The sequence below is a fragment of the Muriicola sp. genome, assembly GCF_049669965.1.
Lineage (GTDB): Bacteria > Bacteroidota > Bacteroidia > Flavobacteriales > Flavobacteriaceae > Muriicola.
On sequence record NZ_JBATLB010000157.1, the window covers coordinates 1 to 20974 of the forward strand.

Genomic DNA, 20974 nt, shown 5'->3' on the forward strand with positions numbered 1-20974 from the left:
GTTATGAACGAGCATTTTGTCAATATCAAAATTGATCGTGAAGAAAGGCCGGATGTAGACCATATCTATATGGACGCCTTACAGATGATGACCGGAAGCGGGGGCTGGCCCCTTAACATCATTGCCCTGCCGGATGGGCGACCTTTCTGGGGGGCCACCTATGTGCGGAAGCAAGACTGGATAAAAGTACTAGAACAACTGGCTACCCTTTACAAGACAGATCCTGAAAAAGTTACGGACTATGCCGAAAATTTGGCAAAAGGTCTTCATAGTATCAACCTTATTCCCCCACCAAAAAAACGGGAGATGATCGCCAGAGAAGCTCTAAAAGGAGCTGTTTCTGATTGGTCGCAATATTTTGACACCTTTTTAGGCGGGCATAAAAGGGCTCCAAAATTTATGATGCCTGTTAATATCGACTTCCTGTTACACTATGGTACGCTATTTCAGGATGAGAAGATCACAGCGTATGTGCATACCACCCTCACCCGCATGGCGTATGGGGGTATTTTTGACCATCTTGGAGGTGGGTTTTCGCGCTATTCCGTAGATACGAAATGGCACGTTCCGCATTTTGAAAAAATGCTTTATGACAATGCCCAGTTAGTCTCATTATATGCAAAAGCCTTCGGAGCCACAGGGAATTTTCTGTATAAACAAGTAGTAAAGGAAACGATCTCCTTCGCGGCAAGAGAATTATTGTCGCCCGAGGGTGGATTTTATTCTTCGCTCGATGCAGATAGTCTGGATTCAACAGGCAAACTAATGGAAGGTGCCTTTTACATTTGGACAAAAGCCGATCTTGAAAAGATCCTTAAAGAAGATTTTACCCTTTTTAAGGACTACTACAATATAAACTCCTACGGATTTTGGGAAGAGGAAGCATATGTCTTAATCAGAGATGCATCAGACGATGAGATCGCTCAAAAACACCAGCTGCAGGTAGAAGTTTTGAGAACTAGGATCAGCAATTGTAAAAAACGCCTGCTGAGCGAAAGGGAATTACGTCCCAGACCCAGATTGGATGATAAGATATTAACCTCCTGGAATGCCTTAATGATCAAAGGCTTAGCGGAGGCCTATCGGTATTTAGAAAATCCAGATTATCTGGCAATGGCCAAAAATACCGCCAACTTTATCGAAAAAAATGTGCTTCATAAGGATGGACGCATGTTCCACAACCATAAGGAAGGTGTTAGTACCATAGAAGGATTTCTGGAAGACTACGCAATGCTTATAGATGCCTTTATTACCCTTTATGAGGTTACTTTTGAAGAAGCATGGCTGAAGAAATCTAAAGCGCTCATGGACCACTGTCTGACTCACTTTTTAGAAAAGGAAAGCGGCTTATTTTATTTCACATCAGATGATCAGGAAGTTATGGTTAGAAGATCTGTGGAAACTACAGACAATGTGATCCCTGCCTCTAATTCGGTGATGGCCCATTGCCTGTTTAGATTATCCGGTTATTATACTGAGGCTAATTATCGAGGTCATTTTGAAAAGATGATCATTCATATGCGTGAAAGTATCCTGGAAAATCCAAATAGTCATGCGAACTGGCTACATATCCCACTTTTCCAGCTCTTTCCCTTTAAAGAAGTAGTGATCACCGGGAAGTCTTATCTGGAATTCGCATCAACCATCAGAAAGCATTATTTGCCAAATATTCTCTTGGCAGGAACCGAAAAAACAGAGACGCTCGGACTCTTTGAAAACAGGATACATAAAGAGAAAACGCAAATTTATGTATGCGAAAATGGAGCCTGCCAATTACCTGTTTCATCGCCAGAAGTAGCGCTTCCTTTACTTTGAAATATCCATAGACTTAACAAGAGTTTAAAGCGTAAAATTTGACTATGCTCCTAATTTTCCGTTGCTTTGCATCCTAAAATTATTTTATGGCTTCATTTTCAGAATATACAGAATATATTGACCAGGGCGCACAATGGTTTATGGAGATACTTCCCAACCTGATCACCGCCATTATTATACTCATTGTAGGTTGGTGGATCGTGAAATTTATTAACCGACTGGTTCACAAATTCTTTCAAAAAAAAGACTATGACCTGGCATTGTAAAGCTTCCTCCAAAGCTTTATAAACATTGCACTAAAACTCCTGCTTTTTGTGCTGGTGATCACTCAATTAGGCGTAAAATCATCATCCCTGGTAGCCTTAGTAGGTGCTGCCGGTCTGGCGGTTGGTCTGGCCCTACAGGGTTCATTATCCAACTTTGCAGGCGGCGTTCTTATCCTCATCTTTAAACCTTTTAAGGTTGGAGATTTTATTTCGGCACAAGGTGTGGAAGGCACCGTAAAGGAGATTACAATTTTCACAACAAAACTGAATACGTTTGGGAACCAATTGGCCATTTTACCGAACGGACAACTTTCCAACAACAACATTATTAATTTCAATGCCGAAGAAACCCGAAGGGATAAGATAGATATTGGAATTGGCTATGGTTCCAACATTAAAAAAGCAAAAGAGATCTTATTAGAAATATGCGCTTCACAAGAAGGGATCCTGAAAGACCCTGCCCCTGCTGTTTTTGTAGGGGAATTAGCAGATAGTTCCGTAAATCTAACCCTGCGATTCTGGGCAAAAAATGAAGATTTCTGGGCAGCACACTTTTTTGTGATGGAAGAGACCAAGGCGCGATTCGACAAAGCCGGCATTGAGATCCCTTTCCCGCAAATAGATGTTCATCAAAAAGGATAGTAGCTTTTATAAGTTTTAGAAAACACCCTATTTTTTCTTTTGTTGAAGGATAAAATCCTTTAAATAAAAAGGCTCAAAATAGGCCACATCCTCAAATAAACCTTCCTGATATTTTCTATAGGATTCCTCAGACATTGTTTTTGAGGAAGGGATGCAACTATCGTCAAAGGAGAAATTGGGATGGGTGAGCACCTCCTTGCATTTATCGGCCCCACTTCCCAGGAGATGCACTTTGCCTTTCTCTGCAAATTCTAAAAAAGAAGAAGCGTCTATGATCACGGCCTTTGTGGGAACTATTTCCGAATGATCGGCATCAAAAACAGCGGCATATACTTCCATCCTTCTTGCATCCAACATAGGGATAATCACCCCGGAAGTGATCTCTCTTTGCAAGGCCATTCCTTTTAATGTTGGAGTGGAGATCAATGGAATATCTAAAACATAGCAGAGACCTTTAGCCGCAGATACGCCAATCCGTAGTCCGGTGTAAGAACCCGGCCCCTTGCTGACCGCAATGGCACTCAGTTGCCCTAAAGATACCCCAGCCTCCTTCAATACCTCCTCAATAAAAAGATGGAGCTGTTCCGAATGGGAGAATGAAGCACTGTTGTGCTCTTTGCAAGCCAAAAGCTCCCCTTCCCTCGCGAGGGAAACGGAGCAATTGGTGGATGCTGTCTCTAATTGTAAGATCAAGGCCATAAGGCCACAAAGATAGTTTAGTTTAGAACAATAGGCAGGCCATAGAAGAATTCCAGGACCTTAATTCTAAAAATATAATTGTATTTATTTCGGATCACTTCGGCCTCTGCGTTGTCTACCCGCGATTGAGCCTGACTAAAATCAAAAGCGTTCATCAGTCCTACGTTAAAACGGTCCCTGGTATATTCGTATGCCAATCTACGGGCATCGAGGGTCTTTTGGGAAGCTTGATAGGCTTTTGCGGTATTCTCTACATCTACATATGCCTGGTTGATAGTAGTCTCCAGGTCTAATTTAGTTTGTTCCAATTGTAGTTTCGCCTGCTCCACACTGATTTGAGAACGTCGGATATTGTTCCTAGTACTAAAACCATTGAAGATAGGAATGTTCAGCTGTGCCCCGTACGAGATACCATCATTGATCCAAAGTTGGTCCTGAAATGCGATTTTTTCGCCTGTAAAGGGATCCCGAGTCTGATCAGAAAACCTTGTATTGTAGTTGAAAAAGGCTCCTACGGTAGGGTACACGGCCCCTTTGGCAATAGCGAGGTCCGTCTCTGCCAATTCCACTCCGGTTTCAGAAAATTTAATGTCATTTCTGAAACTTAAGGCCTTGTCGAAAATAACCTTTGGAGAATATTTTAAGATGTCTGAAGGCGGTACGTTGAACTCTTCATCGGCTATGTCAAAATTCTCATAGTCGGTGATCTGAAGAAGTTGTGCCAGGGCAATCCTGGACAATAGCACTAAATTTTGGTTATTGATGATGGTCTGTTCCTGAGTTGCTGCGGTGGCTTCAACTTCCAGAAGATCTCCTCTTGGTACAACGCCAGATTCTACCAGTTCCCTGGTGCGTTCCAGATCCTGTGTGGTCACCGCATATTGTGCCTGGGCCACCTTAAGGGATTCTTTGTTAGACAGAACACTGAGGTAGCTATTGGCAACATTAAGCCTGATATCGTCCACCAGATTATCTAAGCGATACTGATTGGCGATTTCATTGATCTTCGCCCTGTTGATCCGGTGTATATTTCTAAGACCGTCGAACAGGGTTAAACCTGAAGTAACATTGGCGTTGGCTGCAACAATGGTCGCTGATACAAAGCTGTTGGTGATTGGATCCAGGATAAGTCCGGTACTTCCGGAGGTACTCATCTGGGCATTTAAACTGGGCAACAAATTTCCAAATGCATCCGATTTGTCTATTCTGGCATTCTCCAGATCGAGTTGGAATTGCTCAATAGTGAGGTTGTTTTCAACAGCATAGGTGACACACTCCTCCAATGTCCATTTCCTCATCTGGGCGGTGACCGTTGCGGCTGCCAAAAGGAATAGTAGAATGGATATTTTAAATCTCATGGTCTCGTTTTTTGATTGCTTATTCTTCGATTACTTGTTAGTTTGATTAGGAGTCTGATTCTTCTTCCTCTTCTTCACCTTTTTTGATAGGTTCTGTTTTGTTCCAGATCTTCACATTATCGCTTTCCGTAAGTCCGGAAAGGATTTCTACGTTAACTCCGTCAGAGATCCCTATTTCAATATCTCTTCGTTCCCATTTCTGTTCTCCTACCGAAAGTTCCACATACGGCTTATCTGTTTCCTTATCGAATTGCAAGAGAGCTTCCGGGATAACCAGAATACTGTCTTTTTTCTCCAAAACAAGAGAGGCATTGGCACTGTATCCTGCTCTGATGAAAATGGAATCGTTCACTTGTACGTCCCCTTCGATCTTAAATTGAACCGCGCCGGCTTCCTCCAAACCTTTTGGGGCGATAAACTTTAATTTGGCTTCAAATTTTTGATCCTGTATAGCTCCTAAATTAATTTCCAGTGGCATACCAAGTCTTAATTTACCAACTTCGCCTTCGTCTACTTTCCCTTCAAAGATCATTCGGCTAAGGTCTGCAATGGTGGCAATAGTTGTCCCATCGTTGAAGTTGTTACTTTGGATCACCTGGTCTCCTTCTTCCACAGGGATCTCTAAAATGGTGCCATTAACCGTAGCACGGATATTGGTATTGGCGCTTGATGATCCGCCTACAGAACCCAATCTGATAATGCGGAAATCTGCTTTGGAATTCTCTAATTCCACAACTGCCTGGTCATACCTTAATTTAAGATTATTAAAATCCTGGCTCGAGATCACTCCCTTGTCGAATAGGGTCTTGTTTCTATCGTATTCAATTTTTATATTGTTCAGAGCGGCTTCGGCATTACGCACCCTCCCACTGGCTGAGTTTAAGGCCTGTTCGTTAGGAACTACTTTGATAACTGCGATCAGATCACCTGCTTTCGCAAGGTCGCCTTCTTCCATATAGATCTTATCAATGATCCCCGAAATTTGAGGCTTGATCTCAATCTCCTCTTGTGGGATTACCTTCCCTGTAGCCACTGTCTTCTTTTCTATATTGGCTATAAAAGGATTCTTGGTTTCATAGGTAATAGCACCTTTGGAATTCGACTTAATAAAGAAAGCTGCGGCCCACAATGCTCCCAGTGCAAGGACTCCTATCAGTCCATATTTTACGTATTTGTTCATCTTCTTACTATGTTATTTAAAGTTGTTAGTTATTACTCTTCTCGTAAGGCATCAATTGGTTTAATACTCACGGCTCGTTGCGCCGGAATAAGTCCTATTAAAGTACCCAGGATCACCATCACCATTAAAGCGCCGATCACCAAAGGTATAGGCACTGTTGGGTTGGTGTAAGGGAAATCTGTACCCTCTGTTAGTATGCCAATTAAATTTAAAACACCTGCACCCATAATAATTCCGATCACTCCGGCAATCATCGTAAGGAATACAGATTCTAAAATGATAAGCGACCTTACTTCTTTAGGAGTAGCGCCTAAGGCCCTGCGTATGCCTAATTCTTTGGTACGTTCTTTTACCGATATCAGGAGAATATTCCCAATACCAATTACGCCGGCTAAAATGGTAGCCAGACCAACGATCAGGGAAACAAAGGTAAGCCCGTTGGCAAAGCCCATGATCTTCCCAAAGATCTCTCCTAAATTAAAGGCTCCAAAGGCTCTTTCATCATCGGGGTGCACACTGTGAATACTTTTCAAAACTGCTTTTATGTCTTTTTCGACCTGCACAACATCTGCATCATCATAGGCAGCAATGGTAAAATACTGTGCATTATCTCCTGTATTGTATAATTTTTTAAAGGTGCTAAAGGGTATAAATACATCCCCATCAGTGGCAAAAGGTGTGTTTTGAGTTAATTTTGCTACACCCACCACCTGAAAATAGATCCCGTCTAAGCGCACATAAGCACCAATTGGATCCTCATCTTTTTCGAATAGTTCCTGTTCTGTTCTTTCGCCTATTACACATACTTTTCTGGCTTGATCTTCATCTTCTTCATTGATAAAGCGGCCGTTATCATAGATCTTCTGAGTAGCCATCTTGGCGATCACCGGAAAGTAGCCATAAACAGGGTAACTGTTAGACTTAAGACCCCGTACCCCTAAAGCAGATGTGCCTCCAAATACGCCCTTTGTATTTACCGGGGCGATGTATTCTATCTCGGGAACCCTGTTTTTAAGGGTAACCGCATCCTGTACTTTCAGATTTAATCGCCTTCCGGTTTTATATCCCTTATAAGGCATACTGGTGGATTGCGACCAGGTGAAAATGCTGTTTTTAGCTACGGTTTCAAAATTCCTTTCGAACCCATTATCAAGGCCTTTGGAAGCACCTGCAAGGACGATGTAGATAAAGATTCCCCACAATACCCCAATAACAGTGATTATGGTCCGTGTTTTATTCTTTCCGATAGAACCGAAGATCTCTTGCCAGGTATTTTTATCAAATAAAAACTGCATATTATTCGTCTCTTAGTGCTACAATCGGTTTTATTCTCGCTGCGCGCTTGGCGGGAACATATCCTGCCAAACTTCCAAAAAGGATCAAAACCAGCGTGGCCGTAACGGCCAGTCCGGTTCCGATTCCCGGATTCAATATAAAGTAGTCGTCCATTAATTTATCCCCCAGCGTGCTCAAAAGTGCCATCCCTATGATCATTCCCAAAAACCCGGAAATGGTGGTGATAAAAACAGATTCTAATAAAATAACTGAGATCACGGAACGTGGGGTAGCGCCAATGGCTTTGCGAATCCCAATTTCCTTGGTGCGCTCTTTCACTACATAGACCATAATATTACTGATCCCAATAATTCCGGCAATAATGGTCCCAAAGGCTACCAAGGCAGCTATGATAGCTAGTACCCCGGCAAAATCCTGATTTTGCTTTAACTGATCGGCCACGTTTCGGACAAAGAAACCATTTTCGTCATTGGGATTTATAAATTTCTTGTCTTTAAGGTACTTCACCAGATTTCGCTGAAAAGCCATGGCCCCGGCATATCCTAATTCCTCTTTAAATCCAATAACGATCTGTCCTATTTTATCAGTATTCTTCTCAATTAACTGACGGGTAGTATAGGGAATATAGAGTTGCCGTTCTTCATTATCCCCGCCATCATCCTGGTAAACTCCCACTACCTTAAAAACACTCCCTCCCACATCTATGTATTTCCCCATAGAATTCATATTTCCAAATAGGTCTTGTTCCACCAATCTGCCGATTACCGCGATCTTAGTTTTATTCTTAACATCTTCCTGATTGATGTAGCGCCCCTTCATCATAATAGTCTTCTCGGCAAATTGCTGCCCCCAGTCTACCCCAATTGTGGTATAATTATTAGATTCCTCTTTGTATTTCACCAGGGCGGAGCGAAATATCCTTGGTGAAATGTATTCAAGAAACATGGGGAAATCTTTCTTTATATCGGTCAGATCATCGTTCTCAAATTCAATCTGCCTTAAAGATTTGTAGCCCTTATAGGGCATAGAAGTTCTTCCGGGAAATACATACATTACGTTGGTTGCGTCCTGTGAGAAAAAGAATTCAAAGGTATTCTGCAACCCATTGGTCATTCCTACCAACCCAACAAAAATCAGGATTCCTAAAGACACCGTGAACCCTGAAAGAATAGTCCGAAGTTTATTCTTCCGAATAGTGAGAAATATTTCCTGCCAGGTATCCCTACTGAACATAAGAGGAAGCTCTAACTTGTTTAACTTTTTCGTCTTTTACAATTACCCCGTCTTTTAGGTGTACAATACGTTTACACATCTGTGCTATATCGGGTTCGTGGGTCACTACCAGAATGGTATTCCCCAGATCATTTATCTTTTGAATGAGGTCCATAACCTCATAGGATGTGGTGCTATCCAGGGCTCCTGTTAACTCATCCGCCAATAATACTTTTGGTTCTGCAACCATAGCCCTGGCGATTGCTACCCGCTGTTTTTGACCTCCGGAGAGTTCGCTTGGTAAATGATGCGACCATTCCTTTAGACCTACCTGATCCAGATATTTTAACGCTTTCTCCTGCCGCTGTTTTCTTGGCATTTTTTGGTAATAAAGAGGAAGTGCCACGTTTTCAAGGGCTGTTTTGTAATTGATCAAATTAAAGGATTGAAAAATAAAGCCCAGAAACTTGTTTCTGTAATTGGCTGCTTTGGTCTCATTGAGATTTTTGATAGGAATTCCATCAAGAATATAGTCTCCCTCATCTGCTTCATCCAACATTCCCAGGATATTTAGCAAGGTAGATTTTCCCGATCCCGAAGAACCCATAATAGCCACCAATTCTCCTGACTCTACTGTAAAATTGATTCCTTTTAATACATGAAGGGAATTACTTCCCATCTTGTATGATTTATGTAGATTCTTAATTTCAATCATGGTTGGTGCTTTATCGTGTTTAGTTGCCAATCCTTGGATTAGACTGGCAAGTTGTTGATTTGTTACAAATAATTCTCGAAAAATTATGTTAAAATACCCTATCCCCCATATCCTTCGGATTGAAGGGCATTCCAGATCTTGATCTTATCCTGGGCAGTAATTCCTGATATGATCTCTACATAGATCCCATCACTGATTCCCAATTCTAATTCCTTTCTGGTAAATTGCTGGTCTCCGGTAGCTATTTCAACAAAGGGTTTTTTGGTGTCAGTATCGAATTGTACCAGAGCTTCCTTAATCGCCAAAACACTGTCTGCCCGTGCTAAAATAATAGAGGCATTGGCGCTTAAGCCGGCTCTGATAAATACGGTATCCCCCTTGTTTAGTGTTCCTTTTATCTCAAATTGAATAGCCCCATTTTCTGCTTTTCCTTTGGGGGCTATATAATCTAAAACGGCAGTAAATACCTTATTCTCAATGGCTCCTACCGTAATCTCCAGGGGAAGGTTTTCCCTGATCTTTCCTACTTCCGACTCATCTACCTTCCCTTCAAATATCATTTTGTCTACATCTGCGATAGCTGCAATGGTCGTTCCTTCATTAAAATTATTGCTTTCTATAACCTGGTTCCCCACTTCTACGGGAACTTCTAGCACCATCCCACTTACCGTAGCCCTGATCAACGTATTGGCTGCATTGCTTAGACCCCTGGTGGTCCCCGTCTGAACAATGTCGTATCGCTTATTGGCAGCAGAATACCCTTGCTTTGCCTGGTCGTAGGTTACCTGAGCCCTTTCCAGATCTACTTTAGAAACTACGCCTTTGGAGAAAAGTTCACTTTGCCGATCAAAATTTCTACGCTGGTCCTCTAAAGTGATCCTGGCATCTTCAATACTATTTTTAGCATCGTTCAGTGCATTTAAATTTGGCACTACTTTGATCTTGGCGATCATATCTCCTGATTTTACGAAATCGCCTCCTTCTACATAGACCTCTTCTATCACCCCCGAAATATTGGGCTTTATCAACACCTCTTCCAGGGGCAGAATGCTTCCTGTAGCTACCGTTTTTTTAATAATAGTACGTCTTTCTGCCTGTTCCGTCTCATAGACCACTGGGTCCTCTGCATTCTTCTGATACAAATAGATCATAGACCCGCCAAAGGCAATTACGATGATTAGTAAGATGATAATGGTGATTGATTTTTTCATTTTATGATAGTGTTTTTTTGATTGATTTAGTTTACTCGGTTCTTAAGGCATCTATAGGTCTTACTTTTATAGCACTTTGTGCCGGAATAAATCCAGCCAACAACCCTGAAATAACGAGGATCAAAAGTGCCGCTGTAACAACACCCAGATTTACACTTGGATTCATAAACATATCTACAGGGCCATTTGCATCCAGGATGGCATTTACTCCGTAAATAAAAAGGGCACCAAAGACAATTCCGGCCATTCCGGAAATAATAGTCAGGAAAATTGACTCCAAAAGGATCTGTTTTTTTATGGACCAGGGATCTTCCCCCAAAGCCCTGCGAATACCTATTTCCTTAGTACGTTCCTTTACCACGATCAACATAATATTACTTACGCCAATAATTCCAGAAAGCAGCACTAAAATCCCTACGAAATAGCCTATAAAACTCATGGCTCCAAAAAGGCTCTCCACCCTGTTGTATTCTTCGTACAGATCAAAAAAACCTATTGCCCGTGTATCCTCCGGATGTACTTTGTGAACCCTTTTCATCTCATTGACAATGTCTATTTTCAAATCTGAAATAGGGTAGCCATCCTGTGCAGTGATCGCCATCCATCCTACATTGTTTCCCTGATTAAAAGCTTGTGAAAATGCAGTGAAAGGCACAAAAATCTCCTTCTGTCCTTCCTCTCCATCGCCATTATTACTTCGTTTCTTATAAGTTCCCACGACCATAAAATTAACTCCCTGTATCTTGATATAAGATCCCAATACTTCTTCTTCCTTTTCATAAAGCTCATTCTTTACACCCAGACCAATGACTGCAATCTTGCGTTTTTCATCTATATCGTTTTGATTCAGAAAACGCCCATGGGTGATGGCCATAGGTTCCTGCTTGATGATCTCCGGATAATCCCCGTAGACATTATAGGCACCTGTCTTGATCCCTTTAACAACATTGTTATTGCCCCCAAAGCCCCCAAGCTGATTTCTCGGGGAGATAAACCTTAATTGAGGAAATTTTTCCCTTAGGGTTCCTACATCCTCAATTTTATAACGAAAGTTTCTGCCTATTGGCAGTCCCATATGCGCTTTGGTGGTACTTCGGGTCCACATGAACATGGTATTGGTAGCGATGTCACCAAAATCGGCTCGGATCCCATTCTCCAATCCCTTACCAGCAGACAAAAGAATAATAAGTATAAGGATACCCCAGAAAACACCAAAGGCTGTAAGAACAGTACGGAACCAATTAGTGGTAAGTACCTCCAAAACCTCTTTCCAACGATCTCTGTTAAACATAGTTCCTTTAATATTTTATTTTATTCGTCGCGCAGGGCATCAATAGTGTGAATATGGGCAGCTCTCCATGCCGGGAAAAACCCGGCCAGGGTACCGGCAAAGATCAATACAAAAACAGTGGCCAGCGCTACATTAAAATTCACTGACGGATTTTTTACGTAATCTACTTCAATGTAAGGGCCCACAATTTCCAATAATCCCATACTAAAAATAAGTCCGGCAAATCCTGAGATAGCCGTGACAAAAATAGCTTCATGCAAAATCATGCCTATGATAGACCAGGGCTTGGCCCCCAGCGCTTTTCTAATCCCTATTTCCCTGGTGCGTTCCTTGACCACGATAAGCATGATATTACTTACCCCAACCACCCCTGCTATAATGGTACAGATGCCAACGAACCAAAAAAAGAATTTGATGTTCCCCGTAAGACTAAAATATCTTTTAGCCTCTTCGAGGGCACTCCAGACCTGAATTGCACTAGTGTCATCCGGGGCAACTGTATGTACTTGTTGTAGATGAGAACGCAAATTTTCTTTAAAGGCAACAGCCTGGTTTACGGCTTCATCAAAATTTTCAACCGGGGGTAAGGTATAGGAGATGTTACTGATTCTATCTGCCCCGTTAAATACTTTTTGAGCGGTTGTGACCGGAATATAAATCCGCTCTTCTTCGCGTTCTTCCCGTTCGTCAAAGACCCCGACGATCTTGAACAGCACTCCTGAAATATTTATATATTCACCTATGGGTGTGTCTACTGCTTTAAAAACATCTTGTTGGATCTTTTTCCCAATTATGGCGACCTTACCAGTAGATACTTCATCCTGATAATTCAGAAAACGCCCTTCTGCAAGTTTGGCATTATCAATAAACTGATAGTCATAGGAAACCCCTCGAACTCCATAAACCAATGCTTCCTTACCGTAATTAACCGTGACGTTGCGCACAAAGATCAGGGGCGATTTATACTCTATTTTATCGCCAAATAAAGCATTGGAACTACTGTAATTACTATTGCGTAATTGAATACTCCTACCCGGATTTAAACCCTTGTATTCTTTGGTAGTCACACCAGGCCATACTTCTACAATGGTGGTGGCATCTTGTTCAAATTCATAAGCAATCCCATTCTGCATCCCCTGGCCAAAACCAAGAAGGATGACCAACATAAAGATGCCGGAGGCTACAGAAATACCTGTGAGAAACGTACGTAATTTATTTTTCCTGATGGTATCGAAGATCTCCTGCCATCTTTCCAGATCAAACATTGGGTTAGTGTTTACAAAATGAGATACTATCTATAGACTGGGAATAGTCTGTTTTGTTACAGCTATACTTGTAAAATCTATGTTAAATCTTCGTTATTCTAGGATTTCATCTTTCGATAAATAAAGAAAAAAAGTGCACCTATCAGGATATACGGAATAGCCATCAGATACACAATTCCGTTATTGATCCCTTCTGCCACAGCCGTATTATCTTCACTTTCCAGTACTGCCCTGCACATAGCGCATTGTGCCTGTCCCAGAAAAGGCAAAAAAAGAGCCAACCCTCCCAGCAGCAACTTCTGCATTTTAATTTTTATAGGGTTCTTTCTAAACATAGGCACTAATTCTGATTAATAGCTATAATAAGGCGATATCATAAGATACACCACTACTCCTGTGACAGCCACATACAACCAAATTGGAAATGTGATCCTGGCCAATTTTCTATGCTTTTCAAAATTCTTTAAATAGGCCCTCGCATAGGTATGCAGTACCAGAGGAATGATGGCTATAGACAAAATAATATGGCTTGCCAGAATAATATAATAGATATATTTTATAAAGCCTTCGCCACCAAAAGGAGTAGAATCTGAGGTCATATGATAGGCCACATACATCACCAGAAATAGCAGGGACAGCGCTATACAACTGGTCATCAGGTTTTGATGTAGTTGTTGTTTTCCATTCTTTATGGCCCAAACTGCGATGATCAGCAAGAGTGCCGTTAGTCCATTTATAGAGGCATATATAGGAGGAAGAAAACCCAGTGGTTCTACATTGGGAATGCGCACGCCAAACAAAACAGCAACGACAACAGGGATGAGTATTGATATGATCAATATCCCTCTATTTACCTTTTTCTCTTTAAGTGAAATAGTACTCATTTTACTCTTCCAATAATTTTTTAATGTCCTCTTTTAAAATACTAATTTGTTCTCTCTCCCCTTCAAAATTCTCACCCTGAGAGGGTTTAATGGTACCTCTGTAATAAATAATAGGATTCCCATAATTGTCCTTTCTGGAACGCAAATAGCCATTTTTATCAACAAGGGCAAAAAGTCCGGAATGTTCAAATCCCCCCGGTACGTCGGGCGCACTGGCAGCGAAGATGTTAAAGCCTACATTGGCCAGTTCATATATTTTTTCTGAATCACCCGTAAGTAAATTCCAATCCATATCCGTAATCCCGTACTTCTCCGCATATTCTTTAAGGATCATAGGGGTGTCATACTCCGGATTGATGGTAAAGGATGCAATCCCAAAATCATCAAACTCTCTAAATTCTTCCTGAATCTCCACTAAATTTTCATTCATGATGGGGCAAATACTTGGGCAGGTAGTAAAAAAGAATTCTACCACATAGACCTTCCCACGATAATCATCATTACTGATCAGCAGGCTGTCCTGATTGATAAAACTAAATTCCGGAACCCTGCGTTTTTTTCCGTCCAGGGTTATGTATACCAAAGGGCTATCTACTCCTTCGGCTACATTCATACGGGTATTTTCAACAACCTTGCCCGATTTAATCCTGTCTACGATCCTGGGGATAAAAATGATCCCAAAGACCAGTACAACCAGGGAGACCCAAACGTATGTGTATTTATTTTTCATTAATTAGATCGCTGTGCATTGTTTTTCTTTAATGCCAATCTGTATTCCGCAAGAATAATCTTTACATCGTCTTCCATCTTATTGTTCAAATCTGCTACGGAGGTGGCATTAAAACCATATTTTGTGCCTTCGTCCTCATCTTGTTTCCTTCCTCTGAGGTTCATGTCCTTATCTATAATAAAGACATACGGCGTCCCCATGTCTGCATCTAACGGCACATCGGTCTTCAGGGAGTTATAAAATCGTTCAATCTCGTCATCCTCCGCATAGATAAATTTCCAGTTAGAGGCATCGGTTAAGTTATTGAGTTCTTTTTTGATCTCCTGAACCACAGAATCTGTGCCGATGGGCATTACCATGAGCATTTGAAAATCCTTGAACTCATAAAAGCGCTTATAGATCTTCTGATTCAGATTAAACGCATTTCCCTTTTTTAAGGCAGCATTCCTTCCTAAAAATCCCAGAATGGTGATCTTGTCCTGAAGAGTCACCGAGGCATCAAGGGAACGCACGTCTTGTACCTTTTCAGTAAGTACCGGAAGTTTTCCGAAGTTGTTTACGCCTGAGGCAAAAAAGAGATAGGCTACCAAAGGAAGAACGAATAAAACCACCAGGACAAAAGTCTTTTTCATATCCGTTTATAATATCATACAAAAATAAAAAAGACGGTTGTTATACCGTCTTTATATGTTGTTAATTCCATGTTAGAAATTCCATTCTATAAAGCCGTCCTTAAAGACATTGTAAATATAATCGGCCTCGAATAACAAGATAAAGATTAGATAACTAACCAGGAAGATAGGTGTCCATACTATGGCACGCCTAAGGGAACTTTTCTCATCTCTAAGGTGCATAAAGTCCCATGCAATATAATAAGCCTTTACCAGGGTTAGGATGATAAAGATCCAGTTGAGTAATTTCATTCCAACAAAGGTATTGGCCACCAAAATATGTGGTTTTGTAATACCTAAAGCTACCTCGATAGTGGTAACTACGGAAAGAAATATGAGTACTCCCCAAATCTTTTGGGTGTTCGATTTAAATTTCAACGTCCCCCTAAAGATGGCTAATTTATGTTCGTGTGACATGCGTATTACTTTTATAAACTTTTAATATGACCGCTTTTTATACAAGATAAAAGAAGGTAAAGACAAATACCCACACAAGATCTACAAAGTGCCAGTACAGCCCCACTTTCTCAACCATTTCATAATGACCCCTGCGTTCATAGGTGCCTAATATGATATTGAAGAAGATAATGACGTTGATCACTACCCCTGAAAAAACGTGAAATCCGTGAAAACCTGTGATAAAGAAGAAGAAGTCAGCAAATAATCGGCTACCGTATTCATTCCTTATAAGGTTGGCCCCTTCTACCACTAATCTGGCATCCTTGATCTTAGTTAGGGATTCTTCTCTGGTTAGCAAAGTCTTGTGCCCCTCTTCATTAATGGTTTCTGTCCTGATCAAAATATTAGGATTGGACAAAAAACCTTCTGTAACTTCATTTAGAGAATAGCTCGGCAAACTTCCTTCACCGTAAAACCATACACCTTCATTGGCATCATGTTCAGTTCTTTCCCCGGGAATGACCTTGGCAAAATCTACCAGGGCAGCACGCTCGCCGGTATCTGCTTTTACAAATTGAAGGATACGACCTCCTTTGGTCTCCAAAGCCCCGTAATCTCCTTTAATAAAAGTAGCCCATTCCCATGCCTGAGACCCAACGAAGATGGCACCTCCAATAATGGTGAGGAACATATAAAGAATAGCTTTATTCTTCATCATTTTATGGCCTGCATCTACTGCCAGAACCATAGTCACTGAGGACATGATCAGTACAAAGGTCATAAAAGCCACGTAATACATGGGGAAATTCCCATGGATAAAAGGCACGTGCGTAAATACCTGATCCGCAATGGGCCAGGTTTCTATAAATTTAAATCTGGAAAATCCGTAGGATGCCAAAAAACCGGAAAATGTAAGGGCATCAGAGACTATAAAAAACCACATCATTAATTTGCCGTAACTCGCCCCTAAAGGTTGGTTACCGCCTCCCCATACATTCTCTTCCTCTGCTTCTGTAGTAATGGTAGAATCCATAAAGTATTGATCGTATTAAGATAATATTAGCAAAAATACATTTTTTTCATCTAAAGAAAAGCGATTCTCTTTCTGAAAAAGACATAATTTTCTTTTGATTTTAAAAGAAATAGAAAAAGATCATCAAATAAACCCATAAAAGGTCCAAAAAATGCCAGAAAGTTAATCCCAACTCCATCCCCAATAAATTATCCGCGGTATATTTTTGTTGTACTTGTCTTACCAAAACCACTATAAGTGAAATGATCCCTGCCGCCACGTGAAGCACGTGTACCGCCGCAATCAAAAAAATGTAAGACATGGTAATATTACTGGTAGGGCCCGTAAAATAATATCCCTGAGCAATGATCTCAGAAAACCCAGTGAATTGCAACACAATAAATACGATGCCAAGGAAAAGCGTGGCAAATAGCCAGTTAGATGCAGTTTTTTGTTCATTTTTTCGAACTGCATTCTTCGCCAGCATATACGAGAAACTACTTAAGATGATGACAGCCGTACTGTAATAAAAAGCAGTAGGGAGTTTAAAATCTGACAACCAATCTTCACGCGCACTACTTACAATAAAAGCACTTGTCCATCCGGCAAAGCCCATTAATAAGCTAATGATGCCAAACCAAAGCATCATCTTCTTCGCCCTTGCATTCTTTTCCTGCTGCGTTCCTTGTGTAAGATCCATAGTTTTAAATAAATTTATCTGCCACGTATACCACCTGCATAAGACTGATATAGGTAACACTCGCCAGCATTAATTTCCTGGCAGAGGCATTGTCTCTTTTTTCAAATAATTTAAAAGCAAAAACCAGCATTACCATACCCATCAGGAACACTATAATGCCACCCGGGATAGAAAGTGAAAGTTTTCCTGTGATTCCAAATACCGGGATCACGGAGATAATGATCATCCACACCGTGTACATAATTATCTGCACCGCTGTACCCTTGTCTTTTTCACCCGTTGGGAGCATTTTAAAGCCCGCTTTTTTATAATCCTCATCTAACATCCAGGCCAAGGCCCAGAAATGAGGAAACTGCCAGAAAAACTGTATCATAAACAAGGTGCCAGGTTCAATCCCAAAATCGTTGGTTGCGGCCACCCACCCCAACATAAAAGGAATAGCCCCTGGAAAGGCGCCAATAAATACAGCCAGAGGAGTCTTTGTTTTTAACGGGGTATAAACACTGGTGTACAAAAAAATGGAAATGGCACCAAACATTGCTGTTTTTGGATTGAGAATGTACAGCGTAACAATCCCTAAAAGTGTCATGATTACCGCTATAGTAAGCGCCATTGAAGGTGTCATTCTCCCTGAGGGAATAGGTCTGTTCCTGGTGCGAGACATTAAAGCATCGAGGTCCTTTTCGATAACCTGATTAAAAGCATTAGACGCCCCCACCATGCAATAACCTCCAAATGCCAGGAGCAATACGGCACTCCACTCAATTTGTGTAGCTCCTAAAAAATATCCTGCGATGGATGAAAAAACAACACTGAGGGCTAGCCGCGCTTTGGTAATCTCCTTAAAATCGGAGAAAACCAATGCCATGGAATGTGTTTTTGCCGTACCTACCGCCGTTTTCATCAAGATAATTATAAGGGTGCAAAGATACAGCCCTTGGCATTTTCTTGCAACGAATTGGCATTCTTTATGGTATCTTTAATAAAAGATCAAATTGAACTTCTTATGAAACTATGTTCCAGCCTAAAAACCTGTCTTTTCTTCCTTTGCAGTGCGTTGGCCCTTACCGCACAAAACAAGGAAGTAGTCATCACCATAGACACACTTTCGCCTCAAGTCTTTATGTTAACCGGCCAGGGCGGAAACATTGGGATCTATGTTGGAACGGACCATGTTTTTATGATCGATGATCAATTTGACCGACTTAGTGAAAAAATAAAAGCCAGCATCTCAAAACTATCGGACAAGCCCATAACCTTTCTTTTTAATACCCATATGCATGGAGACCATACAGGTGGGAATGCCAGTTTTAATGGTCCAGGGACCACCATAGTGGCTCATGACAATGTACGGAACCGGATTTTGGAACGGGAGAAGAAAAACCTCGAAGAGGCCAAGATCAGTGAAGAATATTTAAATAATATGCTACCTGAGTTAAGTTTTTCTGATAATATCACATTTTATGATGGAGATGAGACCATTCTGGGCTTCCATGTACATCAGGCGCATACAGATGGGGACGCCCTGATTTATTTTATGGCCAATAACGTGCTACACATGGGCGATACGTATTTTGCAAATCGCTATCCCTATATTGATCTCAAGAGTGGTGGAAGTGTGGAAGGCCTCATTGAAACCCAAAAGAAGGCCCTAATGCTTATTAATGATGAGACCATTATTATTCCGGGGCACGGCAGGCCTTCCAATAAAAAAGAACTTTCGGCTTATATTGGCATGTTAGAGGAGCTCAGGAAAAATGTGGACATGGCGATCATGTCGGGTGCAAGTCTGGAGGAGGTAAAAGCAAATTCGACAATTACCGCCAAGCATGATACAGCTTTTGAGGGCGGATTTATTTCTGCCGAAGCCATCCGTGAAAGTTTTTACATGAGTCTCCAAAATAAAGAAAGCGAATAAGTTTGTAAATCTTATCCGCTCATAGTATTCGTAAAACTCCTTATTTTAGAATAAAATTAATGGGTATCCTATTAAGCATACCAAAAAAAACCCTGACCGATTGGCCAGGGTTTTTAAATATATCTGCAGTAAATTTTATTGTAGTTTAAACACGATCGGGATACTGAAGGGCACTCTTACGGCTCTTCCTCGTTGCTTCCCTGGGGTCATTTTAGGTAATTTCTCAATGATCCTTAGCGCCTCAGCTTCTAAGTTCTTATCCGGACCTCTGTAGCGGATGTTTCCGATACTACCATCTTTCTGAATTGTAAACATTACGTTTACACGCCCCTGGACTCCCATTTCCTGAGCAATCTCAGGATAGCGGAAATTCTTGATGATATGTTTCTGCATCATTTCATTAAAACAAGCTCTTTTATCACTGGCTCCTTCACAACCCGGAAAAACGGGCACATCTTCAATGACAGCAAAAGGAACATCCACGTCTAAATCATCATCCATAACCTCAACATCCTCTACCTCAATGATCTCCTCTTCCTGACTGGTCTCTGTTGATTCAATAACGGTTTCTTCAACCTCTTCCTCATCCTCTACAACCTCAATCACTTCCGGTGCTGCTGGTGGCGGTGGCGGTGGCGGTGTTTTGATCTGTTCCGTTAGCGGCACTTCTTCATCCAGCATGTCTTCCACATTCAGGGAAATATCATAATCTGTAGCCTCGTCATAAGTTTTCCACTCAAATGCTATAAAAACTAAGGCCATAACAACAGCCAAACCAAAGACAAAATAGAGGCTACTATTATTCCTTAAGTCGGCTTTTGGATTCTTTTTAAGTTCCATAATTCTTGATTTTAACGTTCGCTAATTTAACTATTAATTTATAAAAACCGCAATTAATTTTCCCATTTTAAGCCAGATCCTTTGTAAAAAACGGTCATTATCAACAAAGATCCCAAAAGTGCCCCAACAGAATTTGCCATTACATCCATCAATTCAGCACTTCTGTAGGTGGTTAAGTACTCCTGCAATACCTCAATAAGTATACCATAAAATACCAACCCAACAAAAGAAATCCCTAAAATTATCAATTTAGAGATCCGGCCTTTTGAAATTTCCCTTCCAAAAAGTCCGCCAAGTACACTGGCAATAAAGTAAAAGCTAAGATGTACCAGTTTATCAAAGTGTGGAATTTTGATATCCAGGTTATTATCCCCTTCGAACGAAATAAGGCTTAGCACCGTAATGAACACCATCCAGGCCAAAAATCCGATACGATACCTGATATTTTTAAGCACCCACCAGTTCCTTATAAGCTGCATCACTTAAAAGGCCTTCTATTTCAGAAGGGTCACTGAGTTTTATTTTGATCATCCATCCATCGCCGTAGGGATCCGAATTAACTTTTTCCGGCTCATCTTCCAGCGCCTCATTAAAAGCCACGATCTCTCCGCTAAGGGGCAGAAAAAGGTCTGAAACAGTCTTTACCGCTTCTACAGTTCCAAAAACCTCCTCTTTATCCAGAGTTTCGTCTAAGGTCTCCACTTCTACGTATACAATGTCACCTAATTCACCCTGAGCAAAATCAGTGATGCCCACCGTGGCCATATCACCTTCAATGCGGATCCATTCATGGTCTTTTGTATACTTTAAATCGGATGGTATATTCATTTTCTAAGAATTAGTTATGAAGGCAAATGTAACTGATTCTTA

The 20974-nt window shown here is 41.1% G+C and carries 22 protein-coding genes and 1 pseudogene; 3 read left to right on the forward strand and 20 right to left on the reverse strand.

All coding sequences use genetic code 11. The features are described from left to right. Window positions 1–1815, forward strand: a 1815-nt coding sequence (locus WBM49_RS08390; protein WP_424371605.1) for a thioredoxin domain-containing protein, incomplete at its 5' end; no start/stop codon positions are given. Between the two features lie 86 nt (window positions 1816–1901). Beyond that, a pseudogene (locus tag WBM49_RS08395) lies at window positions 1902–2723 on the forward strand (mechanosensitive ion channel family protein). A 27-nt stretch (window positions 2724–2750) separates the two neighbouring features. Here the strand turns inward: WBM49_RS08395 and tsaB are convergent. From tsaB to cyoE, 17 genes are all read right to left on the reverse strand, one after another. Then, on the reverse strand, window positions 2751–3422 hold the full coding sequence (gene tsaB, locus WBM49_RS08400; protein ID WP_424371606.1) for a tRNA (adenosine(37)-N6)-threonylcarbamoyltransferase complex dimerization subunit type 1 TsaB: 672 nt from the start codon (window positions 3420–3422) through the stop codon (window positions 2751–2753). 17 nt (window positions 3423–3439) lie between these two features. After that, window positions 3440–4780: a TolC family protein gene (locus tag WBM49_RS08405; protein ID WP_424371607.1), complete on the reverse strand. Its 1341-nt coding sequence runs from the start codon at window positions 4778–4780 to the stop codon at window positions 3440–3442. 46 nt (window positions 4781–4826) lie between these two features. Continuing rightward, window positions 4827–5960, reverse strand: coding sequence for an efflux RND transporter periplasmic adaptor subunit (locus WBM49_RS08410; RefSeq protein WP_424371608.1), 1134 nt, complete (start codon window positions 5958–5960; stop codon window positions 4827–4829). A 32-nt stretch (window positions 5961–5992) separates the two neighbouring features. Further along, entirely contained in the window at window positions 5993–7255 is a 1263-nt protein-coding gene (locus tag WBM49_RS08415; RefSeq protein ID WP_424371609.1) for an ABC transporter permease, read from the reverse strand. 1 nt (window position 7256) lies between these two features. Continuing rightward, window positions 7257–8489 carry an ABC transporter permease gene (locus tag WBM49_RS08420; protein ID WP_424371610.1) on the reverse strand — a complete coding sequence of 411 codons (1233 nt, stop codon included), beginning with the start codon at window positions 8487–8489 and terminating at the stop codon, window positions 7257–7259. Further along, entirely contained in the window at window positions 8479–9183 is a 705-nt protein-coding gene (locus tag WBM49_RS08425) for an ABC transporter ATP-binding protein (protein WP_424371611.1), read from the reverse strand. Before WBM49_RS08425 ends, WBM49_RS08420 begins: the two co-directional genes overlap by 11 nt. A gap of 98 nt (window positions 9184–9281) precedes the next feature. Next, entirely contained in the window at window positions 9282–10394 is a 1113-nt protein-coding gene (locus tag WBM49_RS08430) for an efflux RND transporter periplasmic adaptor subunit (RefSeq protein WP_424371612.1), read from the reverse strand. Between the two features lie 31 nt (window positions 10395–10425). After that, the gene (locus WBM49_RS08435) at window positions 10426–11685 is read right to left on the reverse strand and encodes an ABC transporter permease (RefSeq protein WP_424371613.1); all 1260 of its coding nucleotides are present in this window, start codon (window positions 11683–11685) and stop codon (window positions 10426–10428) included. A gap of 20 nt (window positions 11686–11705) precedes the next feature. Then, complete coding sequence (locus WBM49_RS08440) at window positions 11706–12950, reverse strand: ABC transporter permease (protein WP_424371614.1); 1245 nt, start codon at window positions 12948–12950, stop codon at window positions 11706–11708. A 98-nt stretch (window positions 12951–13048) separates the two neighbouring features. Then, window positions 13049–13255: a hypothetical protein gene (locus WBM49_RS08445; RefSeq protein WP_424371615.1), complete on the reverse strand. Its 207-nt coding sequence runs from the start codon at window positions 13253–13255 to the stop codon at window positions 13049–13051. A 45-nt stretch (window positions 13256–13300) separates the two neighbouring features. Next, the gene (locus tag WBM49_RS08450; RefSeq protein WP_424371616.1) at window positions 13301–13834 is read right to left on the reverse strand and encodes a DUF420 domain-containing protein; all 534 of its coding nucleotides are present in this window, start codon (window positions 13832–13834) and stop codon (window positions 13301–13303) included. Window position 13835: 1 nt separating this feature from the next. Next, entirely contained in the window at window positions 13836–14564 is a 729-nt protein-coding gene (locus WBM49_RS08455; protein WP_424371617.1) for an SCO family protein, read from the reverse strand. After that, the gene (locus WBM49_RS08460) at window positions 14564–15196 is read right to left on the reverse strand and encodes a hypothetical protein (protein WP_424371618.1); all 633 of its coding nucleotides are present in this window, start codon (window positions 15194–15196) and stop codon (window positions 14564–14566) included. The genes WBM49_RS08455 and WBM49_RS08460 overlap by 1 nt, the downstream gene beginning before the upstream one ends. Window positions 15197–15268: 72 nt before the next feature. Further along, the gene (locus WBM49_RS08465; RefSeq protein WP_424371619.1) at window positions 15269–15652 is read right to left on the reverse strand and encodes a cytochrome C oxidase subunit IV family protein; all 384 of its coding nucleotides are present in this window, start codon (window positions 15650–15652) and stop codon (window positions 15269–15271) included. A gap of 37 nt (window positions 15653–15689) precedes the next feature. Continuing rightward, complete coding sequence (locus WBM49_RS08470) at window positions 15690–16667, reverse strand: cytochrome c oxidase subunit 3 (RefSeq protein WP_424371620.1); 978 nt, start codon at window positions 16665–16667, stop codon at window positions 15690–15692. A gap of 100 nt (window positions 16668–16767) precedes the next feature. Continuing rightward, window positions 16768–17346, reverse strand: a complete 579-nt coding sequence (locus tag WBM49_RS08475) for a cytochrome c oxidase subunit 3 (protein ID WP_424371621.1) — start codon at window positions 17344–17346, stop codon at window positions 16768–16770. A gap of 4 nt (window positions 17347–17350) precedes the next feature. Then, window positions 17351–18250 (reverse strand): heme o synthase, encoded by a 900-nt coding sequence (gene cyoE, locus WBM49_RS08480; RefSeq protein WP_424371622.1) that lies wholly within the window; start codon window positions 18248–18250, stop codon window positions 17351–17353. A gap of 102 nt (window positions 18251–18352) precedes the next feature. Here cyoE and WBM49_RS08485 point away from each other — a divergent pair, with 102 nt between their 5' ends. After that, window positions 18353–19264, forward strand: coding sequence for an MBL fold metallo-hydrolase (locus WBM49_RS08485; protein WP_424371623.1), 912 nt, complete (start codon window positions 18353–18355; stop codon window positions 19262–19264). Window positions 19265–19399: 135 nt separating this feature from the next. Here WBM49_RS08485 and WBM49_RS08490 read toward each other — a convergent pair whose 3' ends face one another. Genes WBM49_RS08490 through gcvH form a run of 3 tightly spaced genes read right to left on the reverse strand, consistent with a single transcriptional unit; the run spans window position 19400 to window position 20932 of the window. Beyond that, window positions 19400–20104 carry an energy transducer TonB gene (locus WBM49_RS08490; protein WP_424371624.1) on the reverse strand — a complete coding sequence of 235 codons (705 nt, stop codon included), beginning with the start codon at window positions 20102–20104 and terminating at the stop codon, window positions 19400–19402. A gap of 53 nt (window positions 20105–20157) precedes the next feature. Beyond that, window positions 20158–20583, reverse strand: a complete 426-nt coding sequence (locus WBM49_RS08495) for a VanZ family protein (protein WP_424371629.1) — start codon at window positions 20581–20583, stop codon at window positions 20158–20160. Then, a complete protein-coding gene (gene gcvH, locus WBM49_RS08500) occupies window positions 20552–20932 on the reverse strand; it encodes a glycine cleavage system protein GcvH (RefSeq protein ID WP_424371625.1) in 381 nt (126 codons plus the stop codon). Before gcvH ends, WBM49_RS08495 begins: the two co-directional genes overlap by 32 nt. Window positions 20933–20974 lie beyond the last annotated feature (42 nt).

Coding starts and splice junctions, on each gene's coding strand:
- WBM49_RS08485 (WP_424371623.1), top strand. CDS start 18,353: ATGAAACTATGTTCCAGCCTAAAAACCTGTCTTTTCTTCCTTTGCAGT.
- cyoE (WP_424371622.1), bottom strand. CDS start 18,250: ATGAAAACGGCGGTAGGTACGGCAAAAACACATTCCATGGCATTGGTT.
- WBM49_RS08470 (WP_424371620.1), bottom strand. CDS start 16,667: ATGGATTCTACCATTACTACAGAAGCAGAGGAAGAGAATGTATGGGGA.
- WBM49_RS08465 (WP_424371619.1), bottom strand. CDS start 15,652: ATGTCACACGAACATAAATTAGCCATCTTTAGGGGGACGTTGAAATTT.
- WBM49_RS08420 (WP_424371610.1), bottom strand. CDS start 8,489: ATGTTCAGTAGGGATACCTGGCAGGAAATATTTCTCACTATTCGGAAG.
- WBM49_RS08435 (WP_424371613.1), bottom strand. CDS start 11,685: ATGTTTAACAGAGATCGTTGGAAAGAGGTTTTGGAGGTACTTACCACT.
- tsaB (WP_424371606.1), bottom strand. CDS start 3,422: ATGGCCTTGATCTTACAATTAGAGACAGCATCCACCAATTGCTCCGTT.
- WBM49_RS08460 (WP_424371618.1), bottom strand. CDS start 15,196: ATGAAAAAGACTTTTGTCCTGGTGGTTTTATTCGTTCTTCCTTTGGTA.
- WBM49_RS08405 (WP_424371607.1), bottom strand. CDS start 4,780: ATGAGATTTAAAATATCCATTCTACTATTCCTTTTGGCAGCCGCAACG.
- WBM49_RS08495 (WP_424371629.1), bottom strand. CDS start 20,583: ATGCAGCTTATAAGGAACTGGTGGGTGCTTAAAAATATCAGGTATCGT.
- WBM49_RS08490 (WP_424371624.1), bottom strand. CDS start 20,104: ATGGAACTTAAAAAGAATCCAAAAGCCGACTTAAGGAATAATAGTAGC.
- WBM49_RS08415 (WP_424371609.1), bottom strand. CDS start 7,255: ATGCAGTTTTTATTTGATAAAAATACCTGGCAAGAGATCTTCGGTTCT.
- WBM49_RS08455 (WP_424371617.1), bottom strand. CDS start 14,564: ATGAAAAATAAATACACATACGTTTGGGTCTCCCTGGTTGTACTGGTC.
- WBM49_RS08450 (WP_424371616.1), bottom strand. CDS start 13,834: ATGAGTACTATTTCACTTAAAGAGAAAAAGGTAAATAGAGGGATATTG.
- WBM49_RS08475 (WP_424371621.1), bottom strand. CDS start 17,346: ATGGATCTTACACAAGGAACGCAGCAGGAAAAGAATGCAAGGGCGAAG.
- WBM49_RS08430 (WP_424371612.1), bottom strand. CDS start 10,394: ATGAAAAAATCAATCACCATTATCATCTTACTAATCATCGTAATTGCC.
- WBM49_RS08445 (WP_424371615.1), bottom strand. CDS start 13,255: ATGCAGAAGTTGCTGCTGGGAGGGTTGGCTCTTTTTTTGCCTTTTCTG.
- WBM49_RS08440 (WP_424371614.1), bottom strand. CDS start 12,950: ATGTTTGATCTGGAAAGATGGCAGGAGATCTTCGATACCATCAGGAAA.
- WBM49_RS08410 (WP_424371608.1), bottom strand. CDS start 5,960: ATGAACAAATACGTAAAATATGGACTGATAGGAGTCCTTGCACTGGGA.
- gcvH (WP_424371625.1), bottom strand. CDS start 20,932: ATGAATATACCATCCGATTTAAAGTATACAAAAGACCATGAATGGATC.
- WBM49_RS08425 (WP_424371611.1), bottom strand. CDS start 9,183: ATGATTGAAATTAAGAATCTACATAAATCATACAAGATGGGAAGTAAT.